At 41.8% G+C, this 16432-nt stretch carries 13 protein-coding genes and 3 pseudogenes; 6 read left to right on the top strand and 10 right to left on the bottom strand.

Annotated elements, in window-relative coordinates; genetic code table 11:
• Window positions 1-18: 18 nt before the first annotated feature.
• Window positions 19-180: a hypothetical protein gene (locus RS893_RS29795; RefSeq protein ID WP_315789152.1), complete on the top strand. Its 162-nt coding sequence runs from the start codon at window positions 19-21 to the stop codon at window positions 178-180.
• A gap of 358 nt (window positions 181-538) precedes the next feature.
• Here RS893_RS29795 and RS893_RS29790 read toward each other — a convergent pair whose 3' ends face one another.
• The 3 genes from RS893_RS29790 to RS893_RS29780 all read right to left on the bottom strand — a co-directional run bounded on the left by RS893_RS29790 (window position 539) and on the right by RS893_RS29780 (window position 3722).
• Window positions 539-1096: a GNAT family N-acetyltransferase gene (locus RS893_RS29790; RefSeq protein ID WP_425475832.1), complete on the bottom strand. Its 558-nt coding sequence runs from the start codon at window positions 1094-1096 to the stop codon at window positions 539-541.
• A gap of 385 nt (window positions 1097-1481) precedes the next feature.
• Window positions 1482-2621: an HMA2 domain-containing protein gene (locus tag RS893_RS29785; RefSeq protein ID WP_315789150.1), complete on the bottom strand. Its 1140-nt coding sequence runs from the start codon at window positions 2619-2621 to the stop codon at window positions 1482-1484.
• 174 nt (window positions 2622-2795) lie between these two features.
• On the bottom strand, window positions 2796-3722 hold the full coding sequence (locus RS893_RS29780) for an exopolysaccharide biosynthesis protein (protein ID WP_315789149.1): 927 nt from the start codon (window positions 3720-3722) through the stop codon (window positions 2796-2798).
• A 485-nt stretch (window positions 3723-4207) separates the two neighbouring features.
• Here RS893_RS29780 and RS893_RS29775 point away from each other — a divergent pair.
• Window positions 4208-4511, top strand: a pseudogene (locus tag RS893_RS29775) (transposase); the annotation flags it as partial.
• On the opposite strand, the gene RS893_RS29770 reads toward RS893_RS29775, so the two are convergent.
• The 7 genes and pseudogenes from RS893_RS29770 to RS893_RS29750 all read right to left on the bottom strand — a co-directional run bounded on the left by RS893_RS29770 (window position 4475) and on the right by RS893_RS29750 (window position 8065).
• Entirely contained in the window at window positions 4475-4699 is a 225-nt protein-coding gene (locus RS893_RS29770) for a hypothetical protein (RefSeq protein ID WP_315789148.1), read from the bottom strand. The pseudogene RS893_RS29775 and the gene RS893_RS29770 sit on opposite strands and share 37 nt — an antisense overlap.
• A gap of 383 nt (window positions 4700-5082) precedes the next feature.
• Window positions 5083-5337 (bottom strand): annotated as a pseudogene (locus RS893_RS29765) (ankyrin repeat domain-containing protein); the annotation flags it as partial.
• Window positions 5277-5552 (bottom strand): hypothetical protein, encoded by a 276-nt coding sequence (locus tag RS893_RS30440; RefSeq protein ID WP_396336395.1) that lies wholly within the window; start codon window positions 5550-5552, stop codon window positions 5277-5279. The pseudogene RS893_RS29765 and the gene RS893_RS30440, both read right to left, overlap by 61 nt.
• Window positions 5515-5658, bottom strand: a pseudogene (locus RS893_RS30435) (RHS repeat-associated core domain-containing protein); the annotation flags it as partial. The gene RS893_RS30440 and the pseudogene RS893_RS30435, both read right to left, overlap by 38 nt.
• Before the next feature lie 348 nt (window positions 5659-6006).
• A complete protein-coding gene (locus tag RS893_RS29760; protein WP_315789147.1) occupies window positions 6007-6198 on the bottom strand; it encodes a hypothetical protein in 192 nt (63 codons plus the stop codon).
• A 6-nt stretch (window positions 6199-6204) separates the two neighbouring features.
• Window positions 6205-6615, bottom strand: a complete 411-nt coding sequence (locus RS893_RS29755) for a hypothetical protein (RefSeq protein ID WP_315789146.1) — start codon at window positions 6613-6615, stop codon at window positions 6205-6207.
• 433 nt (window positions 6616-7048) lie between these two features.
• Window positions 7049-8065 carry an Mrp/NBP35 family ATP-binding protein gene (locus tag RS893_RS29750; RefSeq protein ID WP_315789145.1) on the bottom strand — a complete coding sequence of 339 codons (1017 nt, stop codon included), beginning with the start codon at window positions 8063-8065 and terminating at the stop codon, window positions 7049-7051.
• A 904-nt stretch (window positions 8066-8969) separates the two neighbouring features.
• Here RS893_RS29750 and RS893_RS29745 point away from each other — a divergent pair.
• The 4 genes from RS893_RS29745 (at window position 8970) to RS893_RS29730 (ending at window position 16419) form a co-directional block, all read left to right on the top strand.
• A complete protein-coding gene (locus RS893_RS29745; protein WP_315789144.1) occupies window positions 8970-9344 on the top strand; it encodes a response regulator transcription factor in 375 nt (124 codons plus the stop codon).
• A gap of 10 nt (window positions 9345-9354) precedes the next feature.
• On the top strand, window positions 9355-9921 hold the full coding sequence (locus RS893_RS29740; RefSeq protein ID WP_315789143.1) for a chemotaxis protein CheW: 567 nt from the start codon (window positions 9355-9357) through the stop codon (window positions 9919-9921).
• A 307-nt stretch (window positions 9922-10228) separates the two neighbouring features.
• Window positions 10229-12967 (top strand): methyl-accepting chemotaxis protein, encoded by a 2739-nt coding sequence (locus tag RS893_RS29735; RefSeq protein WP_315789142.1) that lies wholly within the window; start codon window positions 10229-10231, stop codon window positions 12965-12967.
• Window positions 12968-13158: 191 nt separating this feature from the next.
• Complete coding sequence (locus tag RS893_RS29730) at window positions 13159-16419, top strand: hybrid sensor histidine kinase/response regulator (RefSeq protein WP_315789141.1); 3261 nt, start codon at window positions 13159-13161, stop codon at window positions 16417-16419.
• Window positions 16420-16432 lie beyond the last annotated feature (13 nt).

Below are 16432 nucleotides of genomic sequence, written 5' to 3'. Positions count from 1 at the left end.
AAAACTAAGGTGAGTACAATGACAACTACACAAACTCAACTAAACACAAAAGCACCCAAATCCACAAAGAGAAAACAGTCTTTTCGGAACATGGATATTGGCACTCCTTTAAAACCAGTACGCCAACGCCAGAAAAAGCAGGAATATGAAGCACTCAGCGACTGGTCACATGCTAGTTAAGATGTTGGTAATTGGTGGTTGGAACGAACAACAAACAACAAATACCCAACTAATATGCTGGTGTTGCAGTGGTAGCTAACCAAAGACTTAACACCAAAATAAGTAGACTTATTTTGACAATTAAGTAAATGATGTTATCAGGTATGGGAATATCGTACATCAGTTTCACCCCCTTTCCTGCACAAAACTTTGAAGGGTCTGTAGTGAGGACTTTAGTCCTCCTATGAATTCTTGAAAGCTTGTATATTTATATTCTCTCTTAAAATTGAATTGAGCAAGATATTAAGTAAAGCTTCAGTAAAAACTTTTAACATATTTGCACATAATCAAGCAAACTGATAGTTACTAGCTATTTAAGTTAATCAATATTTTTATCCATACGATAATTAATCAATTCTATACCCCGTCGTTCAACTGTTTGTTGATTGATGACTTGAAATCCTTTACGCTCGAAAAAACCCTTAGCGGTGATACTTACTTCTGCAAATAGTCTTGTAATTCCTAATTTTTCCGCCTGTGTTTGTAGAGTATCTAAAAGTTGACTGCCTACCCCAATACCTTGAAAATCTTTATGGCAATAAAAACAATCTATATGTCCGTCGGGTTCTAGTTGAGCAAATCCAACAATCTTACCATCTAATTCTGCAACATAAGTCATCTTGGAATGTAAATGTGCATTCCATCTGTGATCATCCATATCTTGAGGCGCCCATGCATCTACTTGCTCTGGGGTATAATCTCGAATATTAATATTGTGGACGGTATCATAGAATAACTGCATAATTTCTTGCGTATCTTGAGGATGCAATTTTCTGATATTCATAAAATTCATTAACCAAGCCAACGTCATAATAGAACTAAAAGCTCCACCATCAGGAATGCTTGCCGATGTATCAAACCGATCCGCCACCTTCACCAAAAGATGTGCTACCTACCATGTACGATCTCAAGAGTGAAGACCCTAGGGGAAACGCATCTTATTTCCTAATAAAAAATAATAAGAGTTTTTAAAGAGTTTCTAAATGAGCTACTGAAGTGCAAAATTTGATGAAAAGATAAACACAATAAAACAATTTTATCGCCAATCATGAATTAGCTTATCCATGATAAAATAACTCTGGTCAAGGCTAAAATAGCTGACTATTCAGGCATAAGTAAGTAAGCTTATCCCTGAAAGCGCGAGGGGCTTAGAAGTGACATCAACCAGAAGGCAATCCCTTTGCTCCAACTCCTGAACCTAACCAGTCATACAAGTTAGTTAACCCCACAAAGCACAAAAAGCACTGATGCTGCGTTGCGAGTTAAAGCTGAACATATAGCCACAAATAGTCGGGAGAAACTCTAGCGTTGACCGAGACTAACTCCAACAACTCATCTAGCCTCGCCTGAGACAAACCTAGCTCCTGAGCACGTTTGCGTAACTTTTCATCTCCTTTGATCTCAAAGAAAAGTTGCTGGATCTTTACACCATTAATTTGAGATAAAGCATCGTTAATTTTGGCTACGAGTTTGGTTTTGAAGAAGAACTCAAATGCATATAAGACTAATTTTTTGTACCACTGGTCCTCAACAGCAGAGATATTCAATTTGCTGAGGTTAACACAGATTGTTTCATCAACAACACTGGCATCAAGTTCTGCTAACCCCACAGCAGTAATCGAAACCCAGGGGGTGTAATGTTTTTTGCGACTTATAGGATTTAAAACAAAAGATTGTCTCAATTGAGCATAAGCTTTGCCGTAGACCAGAAAACCTCCTGACTTGAGAAAGGCTTCAAGTTTAAGTCTGATGCGCTGCAACTGTGTGTTTTTCTCATTTTCAGCTTCAAACAATTCAAGTTCAGCATTCAGAGGTTTTAGTACGTAGGCGGCGGGAATACCAACCTCAAACACTTTCCTAGCCAGATCGACGTTAATGGGGAATTGATCGCTAGATAAATAGGAATCAGGGATTTGGATTTGGATGGATTTGTTTAAGACCTTGGAAACATTATTTTCAGGTTGCTTTGCCGCCGAAACCACTGAGGTGTTTGCATTCTGTTTGTTGTTTGTTTGTGCTAAATACTCACTTAATGGTTGCTCAAAAGCCGGAGAAACCGCCTCGGTGGAAGCATCATGTTTGTTGGTTGTTTCTGGTACATGTTGATCACAAGATTGGCTACGAACTGACACAGCTGTTCCAATGCCACCAGCTTGCTGAATGCAGTTTGCTAGTTCTTTTTGTATTGCTTTGTTCTCAATGCCATTCGTATTATACTCAACTACAATCGAAGCACTAGCATAATTAATATGCACATCTGTTACCGCACCCAAAGACTTCACCAATCGCTGTAACGCCTCGGCATAGTCGGGATCTATTTGCAGACGAGGAATTTTAATGCGAATCCGTCCAGCGATCGCATGAACAACTTGATAATCTATTCTCTGTGATTGAACTGTCATAATTACAAACGCTTTTCCACTTTCGGATTAATCAGTTTTTCACTGAGTGAACAGTCGTTGTTGTCCTCTTTTGCATCTGCGGGAACTCCCTCCCCCTTCTTGAAATCGGGGAGAAGTCAAGCTTTCACCTGTAGTTGTGTTGATTTGCCATCGCTGTTAATCCCACGACTAACATCACAGGACTAACAATAGAAGTGCTACAGTAATGCCGGTAATTAGACTACTGATTGCAATTATCAACCCGTCTTTGTCAATCAAGCCAAGACAGATGACAACGATAGCGATCGCTGGCAGCATATTACCAAAAGGAATTGGCAGGGCAATGATGAACCCCAGAAGTAACAAAATCACGCCCACACACCGTTGTGCTTCAGGACTTGTAAAAAACGACCACCGGGGTTCAAAAAAGCATTCCAGCTTTTCTAGAACAGGGATAGCCCCGGAAATAACCTGCTGACAAAGTTCCCCTTTGAAGGGCTGATCCAAAAGCCAGTCGGGCAGCCAGGGTTGACTGAATCCGAGTACTAATTGCCCGGAAACCAGCAGTAAGGGCATAGCAACGAGGGCGGAAATTCCAGCGATTGGCAGAGGTAAGGCTTCCGGTAAGGCGCAGATCAGTAGGGTTGGGCCAAACGACCGAGATCCCATGAAGTTAAACAGATCCCGCAGGCGCACTTCATCACCTTGATGGTGATCGAGAAATCGCCGCAAAAGTTCACTGACTCGCACAGTGTTACTATCCGTTTGAGGATCACGAACCAAGGGAATTAGCACTGTATTTGCAGCAGCTTGAATCAGATTTACCAAATCAGAGCGCATTTGCTGATCACAAATCAATTCTGAAGTATAATTGATGACAATGGATGCAGCTAATGGATTAATACGAACATCTGTAATCCTATAATCAGATTCCATTACCATCTTGAGTTGATCGGCATACTCAGAATCTGTTGCTAGTCGAGGAATACAAAACCGGATACGCCCAACAATTGCATGGGCAACGCGATACAATATTTCCTGGGGTGGTGATGTAGCATTTGCCGAGGTTGAGGTTGTCTGTGCCCACTGGTGGTGTGAATCAAACGGCTTTTTAAAAGTCATGGTAGTAAATGGATATTAATAAGTTGACTCGACAAAGCACAAAAAGCACTGACGAGGTGACTTTTGAAAGGTTCAAGAGTACTGGTTTTTAACTAGAAAGTAGTCAAGTAGAAATTCATTTTTCTACTTGAGCATGACTAAGACTGTAAAGTGATGTGAATAATACAAAGGATCTTTACCATCGGCGGTACTGCTGGTCAGCAGGATCTCCATTTGTTTTTTTTTATTGCATTCTATCTAAAGAATTACTATTTACCGATCTTGGTTGTTGTACTTAGGTTTCCATAATTCACCCTGTTGAAAGCAATGGTAATTACATAGAAGCATAGCCAAGGATGGGCTATCAAACTACATCCCTTGGAATAGTTTTAGTAGTTAGTGATTCGTTAGGTTCTTGTTAGTCTTAGCGGGACTTAAACAAAAAATTTAATAAAAATAAGGTATAATGCTTAGCCAAAGTAGCTTTCACGTTCAAGTAACACCCGATGAAAGAGACAACCCCCGCAGCCATGCCACCATGTTTTGAAGGATAGTGTCAACGGTTTGATGAAGCGTTTACGCGTAAAGCCCAAAAAAAAGGTTTAGGCATTATTTAGGGGAATTATTGGGGAAAAGTGAGCGAAAAATCTTATATCAAATCGCAGAGAACGCCATAGGGGTAGAATATCATCAATTACACCAGTTTTTAACTTTAGCGCCCTGTCAGATGCTGAGGTCAATGAACGCCGCTTAGCGATAATGAACCAGTGTAGTCAGACGAGAATTAGTAGGGGATTTAGCTTAATAATTACTGCTTGACCCAACCAATCAGCTATTTTCAACAAGACGGGCTTTGCTTTCTCCCAAACTGCCTTAGCTTTTGCTTCGTTTTGGCAGGCATTTAGTAAGGTTTCAGCCATACCTCCAAGGTTGGTTGCAACTAGTGTTTTGTTCGGTTGTGCTTTGAGTGTGGCAAAAATTGCAACACTCAGATACATAATTGCTTATTCTTTTATGTCTGCTGGCAGTTCTGCACTGCTGATACTCCTCAAGAAAAAGTTTATTCTTAATTGAGGTTACGCTTTCGAGAAGTTGACATACTCTAGTCAAATAAATTTCGCCTTTTATTCCACCCAGAAAATTTCCTCCGGGCCAAATTTGGCAATAACCAAGAGGTCGAGATGGATCGACCATTAATATCGAATATTCAATGGCAAATGTTCTTTGATCACCAATTACATTTTCGTTCATTAGAATTAGGGGATTGATGGCGGCAGATGGAGTGTTGGTTAGATGGAATGAGTAAAAGTTACTTGGTTAATAATTAAAAAATATTATAATCATAATTTTCCATTTTACCCGCTTTACTAACAGTATCTAACTAATAGCCAGCAGAGTAATTGAAAGTGCGATCGCGCTTGAATATTTTATTTGAATCTTCTTTTGCTCCTGCTTTTTGGAGAAGTTGAACAATATCCGTATGTCCTGCTTGTTTTGCAAGACTTAAAGCTGTATCTTCCCTATTATCCTTGATATCAATATTTGCACCATGTTCAATTAATAATTGAACGGCGTTTATACTACCAGCATTAGCAGCTGCCATGAGTGCATTTCTACCTTCATTTGTTTTTGCATTAACATCTGCACCCCCTCAAGTAAAAGTTTAATTACAGCAATCTGATTTTCATCTGTTGTAACTGAGGTAAATTTTGCATACTTTGTAAGGCTCGTTCCTTCCGTTGCTGCAATTAATGGGGTTTTCTGCTCATCTTCTGTTTTGCAGTTTATATTAGCTCCATGCTTCAACAATAACTTAACTATAGGTATTAAAACTCTCCGGTGCAGTTGCAATAATATCTACCGGGTCACGACTGATGAACAACCCCGTTGCAGGATCATAATTCCTAGCTCTAAAATGATACAATCCACTTTCCGACTCCAACCACTGTCCTTGGAACCTAAAGTCACTACCTGCACCCTAATATCTCGACTTGTCATCAGCACTCCCGTAAACACTCGATGGTAAAATTGGTTTTTTATTTACTAAACCAAAAAATGTATCAACTAAATGACATAAAAGTTGACGAAAAACCACTCATCGAGTTGTTGCTTAATGGTTGTAAAGTCAAGAAATACTTACCAAAATAGCCTCAGATTGAGCGCGAAATTAAGCGTTTATTAAAAGTGATAAATAAACCAACAATGCTTTTCCCTGCCGAATTTTTTAAGTCAATTGTAAGGGGTACAGTAGCGCGGGTGCAGGCAGTTGAATCATTGTTGATATTGTTAAATTTTCTTCTCAGAATTAGTTCAAAACGTTTAATATAAATTGCCAAGATAGAGAGAGCTTCATTTCCATTTGAATGTAGTTGGAGATATAAAGCGGTTGGTCAGCAAATTGAGTTTCAAAATACTGCTTATAAGCTTGCGTACCAAGTAGTAGAGAACGTAGAACTGAGGTTTCTAAAAAGTGTTCTTGTCCGGACTGCTCCTCCATTTTGTGTCATTCCTCGTCTGAATCTCTATCGAGGCTATCGTCAATTTTTACCCCAAACGGTAGAGTCTCAAAGCCTAAATTTTCTAGAGTTAAAATTGAGTCTTCAACTTCCGAATTGCTGATTGTTTCCTGATTCACTAGGGATGTAAGTAAGTCACAAATTCCCTGATATTGACTGGCATTATAGTCAATCCAACGGTTAGAGTATGCAAGTGCATCATGCAGTGCCATTAATACTTCTGTATAAGGGTCAAAAGATAATTGATCGCGCAGCAAGCGCATTTTTCGCAGCAAGTCATCAGCATAGACAGCCGCCATTGGTTCTCCAGAGTATTGTTGGAGTTTTTGTAAATCCACCAAGATAGCCTTGGTGATTTCTACTCCTGAAACTTCTAAAACAGTCTGCTCAACATTCATTGTTTTTCTCCAAGGATAATCCCCATTTGTCAGTTCGGATGATGGGTGGTTTCGTCTTTCGGGTTAGCATAAAGTATACGCCTGGTTTGTGCGCGCTACAAGGCTTGTGTGGATTCAGCCTGGAGCGTTGGACCCAAACTAAGGGCAGCAAAACAGTAATTATTCCAAGTCTTCTATCAAAACCATGCTGTGGTTCTTGGCAAGGTTTGTAGTTAGTTTATAAGTAATCTTTACGGATGTTAGCCCCTCTACTCATCCGCAAGAAGAAGCTTAAACTGGGTTTTTTCGTGGTATCAAAGACCAATCTCAAACCTATCACACTGATACCAAATGCACTCTTGCTGATAATTTAGCGCATCTTCATACAGAATTGGTATAAGAAACATTTCGCTATCAGTATCAAAATGGCGCGAGAACCTGAAATTTTTCGCTCTCAACTGCACCTGCTAAAAGTAGCATTTAGCGCAACAGCAATTTGTACAAAAACTTTACTTGCTAGCGAAGTGCGATCAGTTATTGCTATTGGGTATCCAGTATCACCACCGCTACAAATGCGGGAATCAATGGGAATTTGCCCTAGTAGAGGCGCTTGTAATTCTGCTGCAAGTAGTTCACCGCCACCACTACCAAAAATTGGTGTATGTGAACCACAGTCACCACATATTAAATAGCTCATATTTTCAATAATACCCAGGATAGGAACACCCACCTGGCGAAACATATAAATATTCCGTCGCACATCTGCGATCACAACTTGTTGGGGAGTCGTCACTAAAATTACCCCACAAATAGGACTTTCTTGAATGATTGTAATTTGAGCATCACCTGTTCCTGGCGGTAAATCAATCAACAAATAATCTAATTCGCCCCATTCTACATCTTGCAAAAATTGAGTAATAATTTTGTGCAACACTGGTCCGCGCCATGCCAAAGGACGATTTGCTTCTGTCAGTAAACCCACTGACATGAGTTTAATTCCTTGAACTTCTAGCGGCAAAAACTTCTCGCCTGTGGGAGTTTGAATAACTTGAATATCAGCTTGTCCCAAACCCAACATTTGCGGTACATTCGGACCGTAAACATCAGCATCAAGTAAACCAACTTTAGCACCTTGTAACTTTAAAGCTGCAGCTATATTCACGGCTGTTGTAGATTTGCCTACACCACCTTTACCGCTAGAAATTGCTAGAGTTGTTTTGACACCGGGAATTGTGCAGATTTGAATGTAATTTTTTTTACACCAAGATATAGATGATAGTACAGATTGAATTTCTGCTTGTAATTGATGCTGATGGCAACCAATATATAAGCGTAGATAAATATAGTCATCGACTATACGTAGGTTTCTCACCATTCCCAAATTCACTATGTCATTTTTGAGAGTAGGTTCGATGACTTGTTTGAGGAGTTGGATTACTTCTTGTTGACGGGAATCGGAATTTGGTTGCATTTTGTTTTCTATCAGTTATGCAGGAATGGTTTGAAACAGCTAAAGCAGATAATTTTTCAGAGATTGATTTCAGTTATGACAAACGCATTGGGAAAGGACATCATTGCACGGAAATTCGCAAAATTTAGACTGTACCAGTTTTGCTATTCCCTAGCTTTATCAACTCAAACGCCAGTAAGAGCGTTAAAGCTATGCTAATCTACTTCTTCAACAAGTTTTTGCAACGGCAACCTATATATTCATATAGGTTTACCTTTGTCAACATGAAAATTCTAAATAAGTTGAATAATTTTTTTATTTTTATATAAAGCTAATCTAAAGATTTAGCTAAACATGAAAACTTCCTGTGCTCAAAAGAGACTTGACGCATAATGATCATATAGAGGTTGTCGGTCTTCCGCACGATGAAAACATTACTATTATTGCTGGGTATTAATTCATAGGTGTGGATGACCCATATGGTTAATTGGGGTGCTACCAACACGAAAGCCAAATTTAGTCTTCCTAGACTTGGTAATACCTAAAGCAGTCAATTATACCCACTAAGACTTATGAGTTATGGTAGCGGGTTTAAACTGTCGTGTTGAACAACTTTAGTTCGTAAAGGAACTACTTTATTTGGGTCATCATACGTTTGAGTGCGTGTCAGCTTAAAGCTCTGTTGCTCAAATTTAAACAAGTTATTGCATGTTTTCATAATGTTTTAATCTTTATTTTGATAGGCAACAGTGGTTCCGCGTATATCACCACTTTAATTTATGTTGGAGTCTCAGATTTTCTCAGTAGGCCTTAGATGCTGATGCTGTACTTAACATGCCCCAAAAGCATTTAGAGCAGTATACGGCTTCTCTAGTGCTAGTAACCATTCAGCAATTGACCTTATATATTTATTCTGTGTAAAGCTATGGGAACCGTGCTAATTGTTGAGGATTCATTAACGGATATGCAAATATTAATTGGCTGTCTTCAAAAAGGGGGAATCGACGTCATAATTGCCCAAACAGGAGAAGAAGCCATTGCCACTATTAGCCGCTACAAGCCAGATGTCATCCTTCTGGATGTTGTTCTACCTGGCTGTAGTGGATTTGAGGTTTGTCGTGAAGTCAAGGGGAACGCTGATACGAATAATATTCCAATCGTCTTATGTTCCACTAAAGGAGGCGAAATGGATAAATTTTGGGGCATGAAGCAAGGAGCATCTGCTTACTTAACGAAACCAATCGATCAAGAAGAACTGGTACGCACAATTAAACAGTTGATCAAAAGTAGTGATGCCTGAAGCAACTTCCATGACTAACTCTTCATTTCTGGGAAACTCTAGCCCATACCCTGAAAATAAGCAAGAAACTGCACTAGTATCAGTGTCAGCTCAGAGTGAGCAATTTTTGCGGCTACATGTTGTGCAAGACATGACGGCTCTGTTACCCATTCAACAGGTAGCAGAGGCGCTGACAATTGCGATGGGTACAATTGTGCCGATTCCTCATATGCCGCCTTGGGTAATAGGAGTTTATAACTGGCGGGGTGAAGTTCTGTGGATGGTCGACCTTGGGCACTTGTGCGGGCTTACTCCTTGGTATGAGCAGGTCACTAGTTCTTCAGTGTATGAGGCGATCGTGTTACAAGTGGCAGATGATCCGTCCACACAGACTCAGCCTAAAAATCAAACGCTAGGACTAGTCGTTGATCGAGTCGAAGATATTGAATGGTGTGACTGGCAAGCCATTCAATGCCCGCCAAACTTCACGCTAAATCCTAAGCTAAAACAATTTTTGCGCGGATATTGGTGGAAATCGAATGATGTGATGTTAGCAGTTTTAGATGGTTCTGCCATTTTGCAAGCCATGCCCAGATAGTAAATAGGTACTCACACAGAATTAATTACACACATTGTTTTCTTGTTTACTATTGCGTGTTCCCTATTTCCACTAACAAGTTTAATTTTTTCCAACTAATTAACAATGTGTAATTATGGTTCAACAGCCATTCAAGTCCGATCCTGAAAAACACCAACCTTCCAAAGTTACAGATCAGCAGAGTACTGATTTGATCTATATAACTTCCCCTGATGCTCTTCCACATCACAAACAGCTCCTGCAATCACGCAAAACTTCTAAACTGCCCCTGTTAAACCGACACAATTTGAGCAGCGAGAACTTACAGATGCCTCTGCGAGATCGGCTAGTTCGCTGGTGGCAAAACGTTAATGTCAGAGCAAAAGCCACCTATGTTGCGATCGCAATGAGTACAATTCCAGTGTTAGCGATTGGGGGAACTGCCTATTATTTTGCCAATCAGTCAATTACCCAGCAAGTAGAAGCTTTTGGGAAAGCGAAGGTAATTGACTTGCAACAGAAAGCAAACCTGTTTATGCGTCAACGCTTTAATGATATTCAAGCAATGGCAAGTCTAGATGTTTTTACTGATCCTCAGTTGCGATCGCGAATGACAGCCGAAGATCAAGTAGCAGCTCTTACGCGCCTCATGAATAGCTATGGCATCTATGACAGTATTGCAGTTTTTGATTTACAGGGAAATGTAATTGCTCAAACAGCAGGCTCCCTGCTTGGAAACCAGCTTAACCAAGATTATATTCAAGCAGCATTAAAAAACAACGGAGCAAGCATCAGCCAACCAAGAATTTCGGAAAGCTCAAAGGTTTTTTGTCTTTATGCAGCTTCCATTATTAAAGATAAAGCTACAGACCGACCCATTGGGTTCATCCGGGCCCGTGTGCCGATGGAATTTCTGGATGAAGTACTGCGAAATTATGGAACTCAAGGAACACAGTATTACCTGATTAATGCTTCTAACGAGGTTTTTCTAGGTCCTGAAGGCTCTACTGAAGGCACAAGAGTAGTAACATTTGATCCTTCAAATACAGGCACAACGGAGCGCCAAGAGGAATACAAGAAAATTGTTCCTCAAGAAATTTATCCTTTATTTAATCGCCTCCAGGCAGCCAATGAGGTCAGCACTACTATCTCCTACAATTCCAAAACTAAGACTGAGCAACTGATCAGCTATAGTCCTCCTGTAAAACTTCGAGGGTTGCCAAATCTGAATTGGCGAGCGATTGTTTCTGTTGATACAGATACTGCGTTCGCCGCACAACGACAATTCCTGCTGACGCTGTCAATTGGAACTAGTATCACCGCTTTATTAGTGGCTGCGATCGCAGCGATTGTAGCGAACCGAGCAATTCGTCCGATTTTAGTAGCGGCAACGGCAGTCGAAAAAATTGGTCAAGGAGCGTTGGGAACTCGCCTGCATTTTCAGGGGACAGATGAAATTGCTTCATTGGCAAACAACATCAACCAGATGGCACAACAGTTGCAGGAGACTTCAGGGGCACAAGCGTTGGAAGCAGCACAGGAGCGGTTACTGATGACAGCACAAGGGTCTGGAGCATTACGAACACCGGATCTGCAAAATATTTTTGATCAGACCCTTGAGGGAACACGAAATCTCCTGCAACTAGATCGGCTGGTGATTTATCGCTTTGATGCTGGCTCAAGCGGAGGCATTATCTCAGAATCTGTGGCAGCAAAATGGTCAAGCGCTCTTGAGCTTAATGTCAATGATTCCTGCATTCCCCAAGTAGTCCGTGATGCCTACTATCAAGGCCGAGTTTTGGTCGAAAATGACATCTCCCAAGCAGGGTTTCATCTCGAACATCTCAAGTTACTAAAACAGTTACAAGTCAAAGCAAGTTTAGTAATTCCCATTCTCAGTGGTGATGAAATTTTCGGGTTATTGATTGCTCATAACTGCTCAAGTTCTCGCCATTGGCACGAGTTTGAAATCAATTTCCTCAAACGCTTAAGCAATGAACTTGGGCTTTCGATCAACCGAGTCGAATTGTTAGAGCGAACAATCCGCTTAGCAGAAGAACAGCGTCAGCTCAAAGAAAGGCTGCAAAAACGGGCAATAGAACTGCTTACGGAAGTAGACCCAATCAGTCGAGGGAATTTAATGGTTCGGGCGAAGGTAACAGATGATGAGATTGGTACAATTGCAGATGTTTACAATGCTACTGTGGCTAGCTTACGGAAAATAGTACTTCAGGTGCAAAAAGCAACTAATCAAGTAGTTGTGACAACAAACACCAATGATCTCTCCGTGCAATCTTTGTCAGTAGAAGCATTACGGCAAGCAGAGGAAGTGAGCGCCGCCTTAGAATTGGTGACAGCAATGGCGAACGCTGCCCGAGAAGTTGCTGCCAATGCAGCACAGGCAGAAGAGGCTGTGAAACTCGCAGATCAGACTGTGGCAGAAGGAGATGCTGTCATGAACCAAACGGTGGACGGAATGCAGGCAATCCGGACAACGGTTGCAGAGGCTGCTAAGAAGGTAAAATATCTGGGAGAGTCTTCCCAAAGAATTTCTAAAGCCGTTGAACTCATTAGTGCTTTTGCTGCTCGAACCAATATTCTGGCAATCAATGCTTCGGTGGAGGCATCTCGTGCTGGTTCAGAAGGCAGAGGTTTTTCCATGATTGCTGAGGAGATACGAACCTTGGCACGACAATCCGCAGAAGCGACAGAAGAAATTAGACAATTAGTTCTCACCATTCAGGCAGAAACGAGGGAAGTGATTACAGCGATGGAATTGGGAACAGAACAGGTTGTAACAGGAACCAAGCTCATAGACGACACTCGCCAAAGCTTAAATCAAATTACAGCAGTCAGTTCTGAAATTAGCCAACGCGTTACCACGATCTCTCAGGCAACGATTTCTCAATCTCAAACCTCCGAAGCTGTTACCCGAACTATGCAAGATGTTGCCTTAATCGCCAATCAAACCTCAACACAAGCTAATCAGGTCTTATCATCGTTTGAACAATTGCGTCAAGTAGCACAATTGTTACAGGAGAGTATTGGGCAATTTAAAGTCAAGTAGTAAATGGTCAATTGTCATTTGTCATTGGTTAGTAGTTAGTAGTTAGTAGTTAGTGGTTAGTGGTTAGTAGTTACTTATTCTTTAAACTACTTACTCCCCACACTCCCCACACTCCCTTGTCCTCCCTGTCTTCTCCACCTTCCCTACCCTTCACACTTCCGCCAATTCCCGATCCCTGTTGACAGACTACTATGGCAATCCCCCCCGAAATTCGTGACCAAGCCTACCAATTCTTCATAGAAGAAGCATCTGAGTTACTGCAAGTACTCGAAGTTGGACTATTGTCCCTCAACCAAGAGCGGAGTATTGCCAAAGTCCATGACTTAATGCGTACTGCTCACACCCTCAAAGGAGGAGCCGCTAGTGTTGGATTAAATGCGATCGCAATACTAGCGCATCGTCTAGAAAACATTCTCAAAGCTTTGTATGACGAAACATTAGAAATTGATACAGAGCTAGAAACTTACCTATTACAAGCTTACGACTGTCTGCGTTTACCTTTAATAGAGCAAATCACAACAGGACGTTTTGACCCAGAGGCAGCATTGGCGATCGCTGAGCCGATTTTTACCCAACTGGAAGCACGTTGTGGAGACGCGCTATTCCACACGGATCGATATATTCCGAGTTCACCCGATTTAGGTATCAATCTGGTGACTGACATTTTTACTGTAGATGTTGCTCAAGGGTTGGAACGACTAGCGAAGGTTTTGGCCGCTCCTCATCAGTATCAAGTCGCAGGAGAGTTACGAGCGCAGGCAGAAGTCTTTGCTGGATTTGCTGAACTCCTGAACCTGCCAGAATTTGGGGCAATTGCCAACACGGCCCTCCAAGCTCTCAATACTCATCCACATCGAGCCTTGGAAATTACACTACTGACATTAACTGATTTTGAGCGCTATCGAAATGCAATGCTGTCAGGTGATCGCACACAACAAACAGGTGCTTCAGCTGCCTTAATGGCATTGGCAGACGCCACAACAACAACTCTACCAATCTCCGAGCCGCTAACTACGGCGGAGTCAATTTCGCAAACCGAGGCAGTGATCACTGACACCATCAACGTCATGCCTCAGCTTGAGGACGCTAACCCAACCGCTAGTTTAGAAAGTTCCATCTCTGTAAGTAACGATTTATTGCACCTGCCAACAGAAGATACTGAATCGACAACGGCAGTCGAATTTTCAGGCATTCCTCAAGTTGAAGAAAATGGAGATGAGCCAGTCAGTGCGGAAGTTGTGACAACATCCCAAAAGCAGGAGTTCCTGAACCTTCACAACCAATTACACCTCATTCCTCAACATCAGCTAGACCTCTGTGCCAAAACTGTTCGCTCCGAGCTTGGTAGTGCCTTGCAAGTGAGCCAATCAACCGAGCAATACCAGACAATTCCTCCGTTCTACGTTCATCAGGCTGAATTGCCGACTAATCCAAGTCTCAGCGTACGAGTAGACTCAGAGCGCCTAGAAAGCATGAACAACCTTGTGGGTGAACTGGTCATTAGCCGTGAAGGGATTTTCCTCCAAAATGAGCAGCTTTTGGCAGCGTTGCGAAATCTACGGCAACGCTTTGCTCGCTTACAGAAGCAAATGAACCAGTTGCGGCAAATTTGTGACCAAACACTCGTGACCCCAGAGTGCGATCGCCCTCAAGGAAAACAGCGAAGTAACTTTCCTCCCAATAAAGTTCCACAACAAAGCAACCTCTCACAGATTAGCGAAAAAGACACTGCTACGAGTGGGGATCGTATTACTACCCCTGATTTTGATTCCCTAGAGATAGATAGGTACGGAGCTTTGCACTCCCATGTCCAAGAGATTCTTGAGGAGATGGTGCAGCTAGAAGAAGTTACTGACGACATGGATCTGTTTGCTAAGCAATCAGAGCAAATCCTGGTTCAACAGCGACATATGCTGACAAACCTACGGGATGACCTACTCCAGGCACGCATGTTACCCTTGGGCGAAATTTTGAATAGTTTTCCTCGTGTATTGCGGGATCTATCTACAACTTATCGCAAGCCTGTGATTTTAAAGCTTACTGGTGCAGATGTATTGGTGGAAAAAGCAATCCTAGAAAAACTTTACGATCCACTATTACATTTGCTTCGCAACGCCTTCGATCACGGTATTGAGCCACCAGAGGTCAGGCGACAGCACTCTAAACCAGAACAGGGACAGATTGAAATTTGTGCCTATCATAAAGGCAATCAAACAATTATTGAAGTGAAGGATGATGGTCAGGGACTAAATTTAGAACGGATTCGGAGTCGAGCCTTAGAACTAGGCTACTTGTCAATACAACAACTCGCGGTTGCCTGTGCAACTGAGCTTTACGAGTTCATTTTTGAGCCAGGATTCTCCACAGTCTCTCAGGTGAATCAGCTCTCAGGGCGAGGCATTGGTCTGGATGTCGTGCGATCGCAATTACAATCAATCAAAGGAAGAATTACCGTTAAATCTGTTCCTAAACAGGGAACAAGCTTTACGCTATATCTGCCGTTGACTCTCACAATGGCAAGATTAATGATTTGTAGCAGTGGCTCGACCAGTATTGCCCTACGCACGGACAATGTAGTTGAAATCTTAGCACCTGAAGCCGCACAAATCAGACAATCTGGAACCCAACGTTTTCTCCTTTGGGAAGAAAAAATTATTCCACTTTATCAACTGGCTGACCTTTTAGACTATAGCTGTCCACTACCAGAAACTCCTCCTAATCGGCTATGGACTTCTATTTTTGCATCTGAATCTTGGGAATTGCCAGTACTGCTCCTCAGACACGAGCAGCAGATCGTTGCTTTGCAGGTTGCTCAATTGCTAACCGAGCAAGAGTTAGTCATTAAACCGTTTGGTAGTGCGATCGCGCCTCCTGGCTATACTTACGGCTGTACCATCCTGGGCGATGGCAGTCTAATTCCTGTGATTGATGCTAATAGCCTCTTGAGTTTTGTTCAAACCCAAAACCGGGATGCAATTAGCGATACATCTAGTTTGCAAATCACTGCTGAAACTGAAAGTGCATCATTTCGTCCCTCCTTACCTACCAGCAAACAGATTTCAGCACCAGTAGTTCTAGTTGTTGATGATGCAGTTACTCTGCGCCGAAGCTTAGCTCTTTCCCTAAAAAGATCTGGTTTTCGAGTCCTACATGCACAAAATGGACAAGAAGCGATCGAGAAATTACAACAAAATTCTTCAGTGCAACTTGTGATTTGTGACATCGAAATGCCTCGAATGAATGGCTTTGAGTTTCTCAGCTACCGTCGTCGAAATCCTCAACTTTCACAGATTCCAGTTGTGATGCTTACATCTCGTGGCAATGAGAAACATTACCAATTAGCAATGCAATTAGGTGCCACAGCTTACTTCACCAAACCCTATCTGGAACAAGAGTTTATCATGACAGTGAATAATATCCTTGCGGACACTGCTCATAAAAGTCAAAGATGACTTCTGTGCAATC

This window comes from Fischerella sp. JS2, assembly GCF_032393985.1.
In the GTDB taxonomy this organism is placed as follows: domain Bacteria; phylum Cyanobacteriota; class Cyanobacteriia; order Cyanobacteriales; family Nostocaceae; genus Fischerella.
This window is presented reverse-complemented; position numbering and strand designations above follow the sequence as displayed.

Coding starts and splice junctions, on each gene's coding strand:
- RS893_RS29795 (WP_315789152.1), top strand. CDS start 19: ATGACAACTACACAAACTCAACTAAACACAAAAGCACCCAAATCCACA.
- RS893_RS29730 (WP_315789141.1), top strand. CDS start 13,159: ATGGCAATCCCCCCCGAAATTCGTGACCAAGCCTACCAATTCTTCATA.
- RS893_RS29735 (WP_315789142.1), top strand. CDS start 10,229: ATGCCTCTGCGAGATCGGCTAGTTCGCTGGTGGCAAAACGTTAATGTC.
- RS893_RS29780 (WP_315789149.1), bottom strand. CDS start 3,722: ATGACTTTTAAAAAGCCGTTTGATTCACACCACCAGTGGGCACAGACA.
- RS893_RS29745 (WP_315789144.1), top strand. CDS start 8,970: ATGGGAACCGTGCTAATTGTTGAGGATTCATTAACGGATATGCAAATA.
- RS893_RS29750 (WP_315789145.1), bottom strand. CDS start 8,065: ATGCAACCAAATTCCGATTCCCGTCAACAAGAAGTAATCCAACTCCTC.
- RS893_RS29785 (WP_315789150.1), bottom strand. CDS start 2,621: ATGACAGTTCAATCACAGAGAATAGATTATCAAGTTGTTCATGCGATC.
- RS893_RS29755 (WP_315789146.1), bottom strand. CDS start 6,615: ATGAATGTTGAGCAGACTGTTTTAGAAGTTTCAGGAGTAGAAATCACC.
- RS893_RS29740 (WP_315789143.1), top strand. CDS start 9,355: ATGACTAACTCTTCATTTCTGGGAAACTCTAGCCCATACCCTGAAAAT.
- RS893_RS29770 (WP_315789148.1), bottom strand. CDS start 4,699: ATGTATCTGAGTGTTGCAATTTTTGCCACACTCAAAGCACAACCGAAC.
- RS893_RS29760 (WP_315789147.1), bottom strand. CDS start 6,198: ATGGAGGAGCAGTCCGGACAAGAACACTTTTTAGAAACCTCAGTTCTA.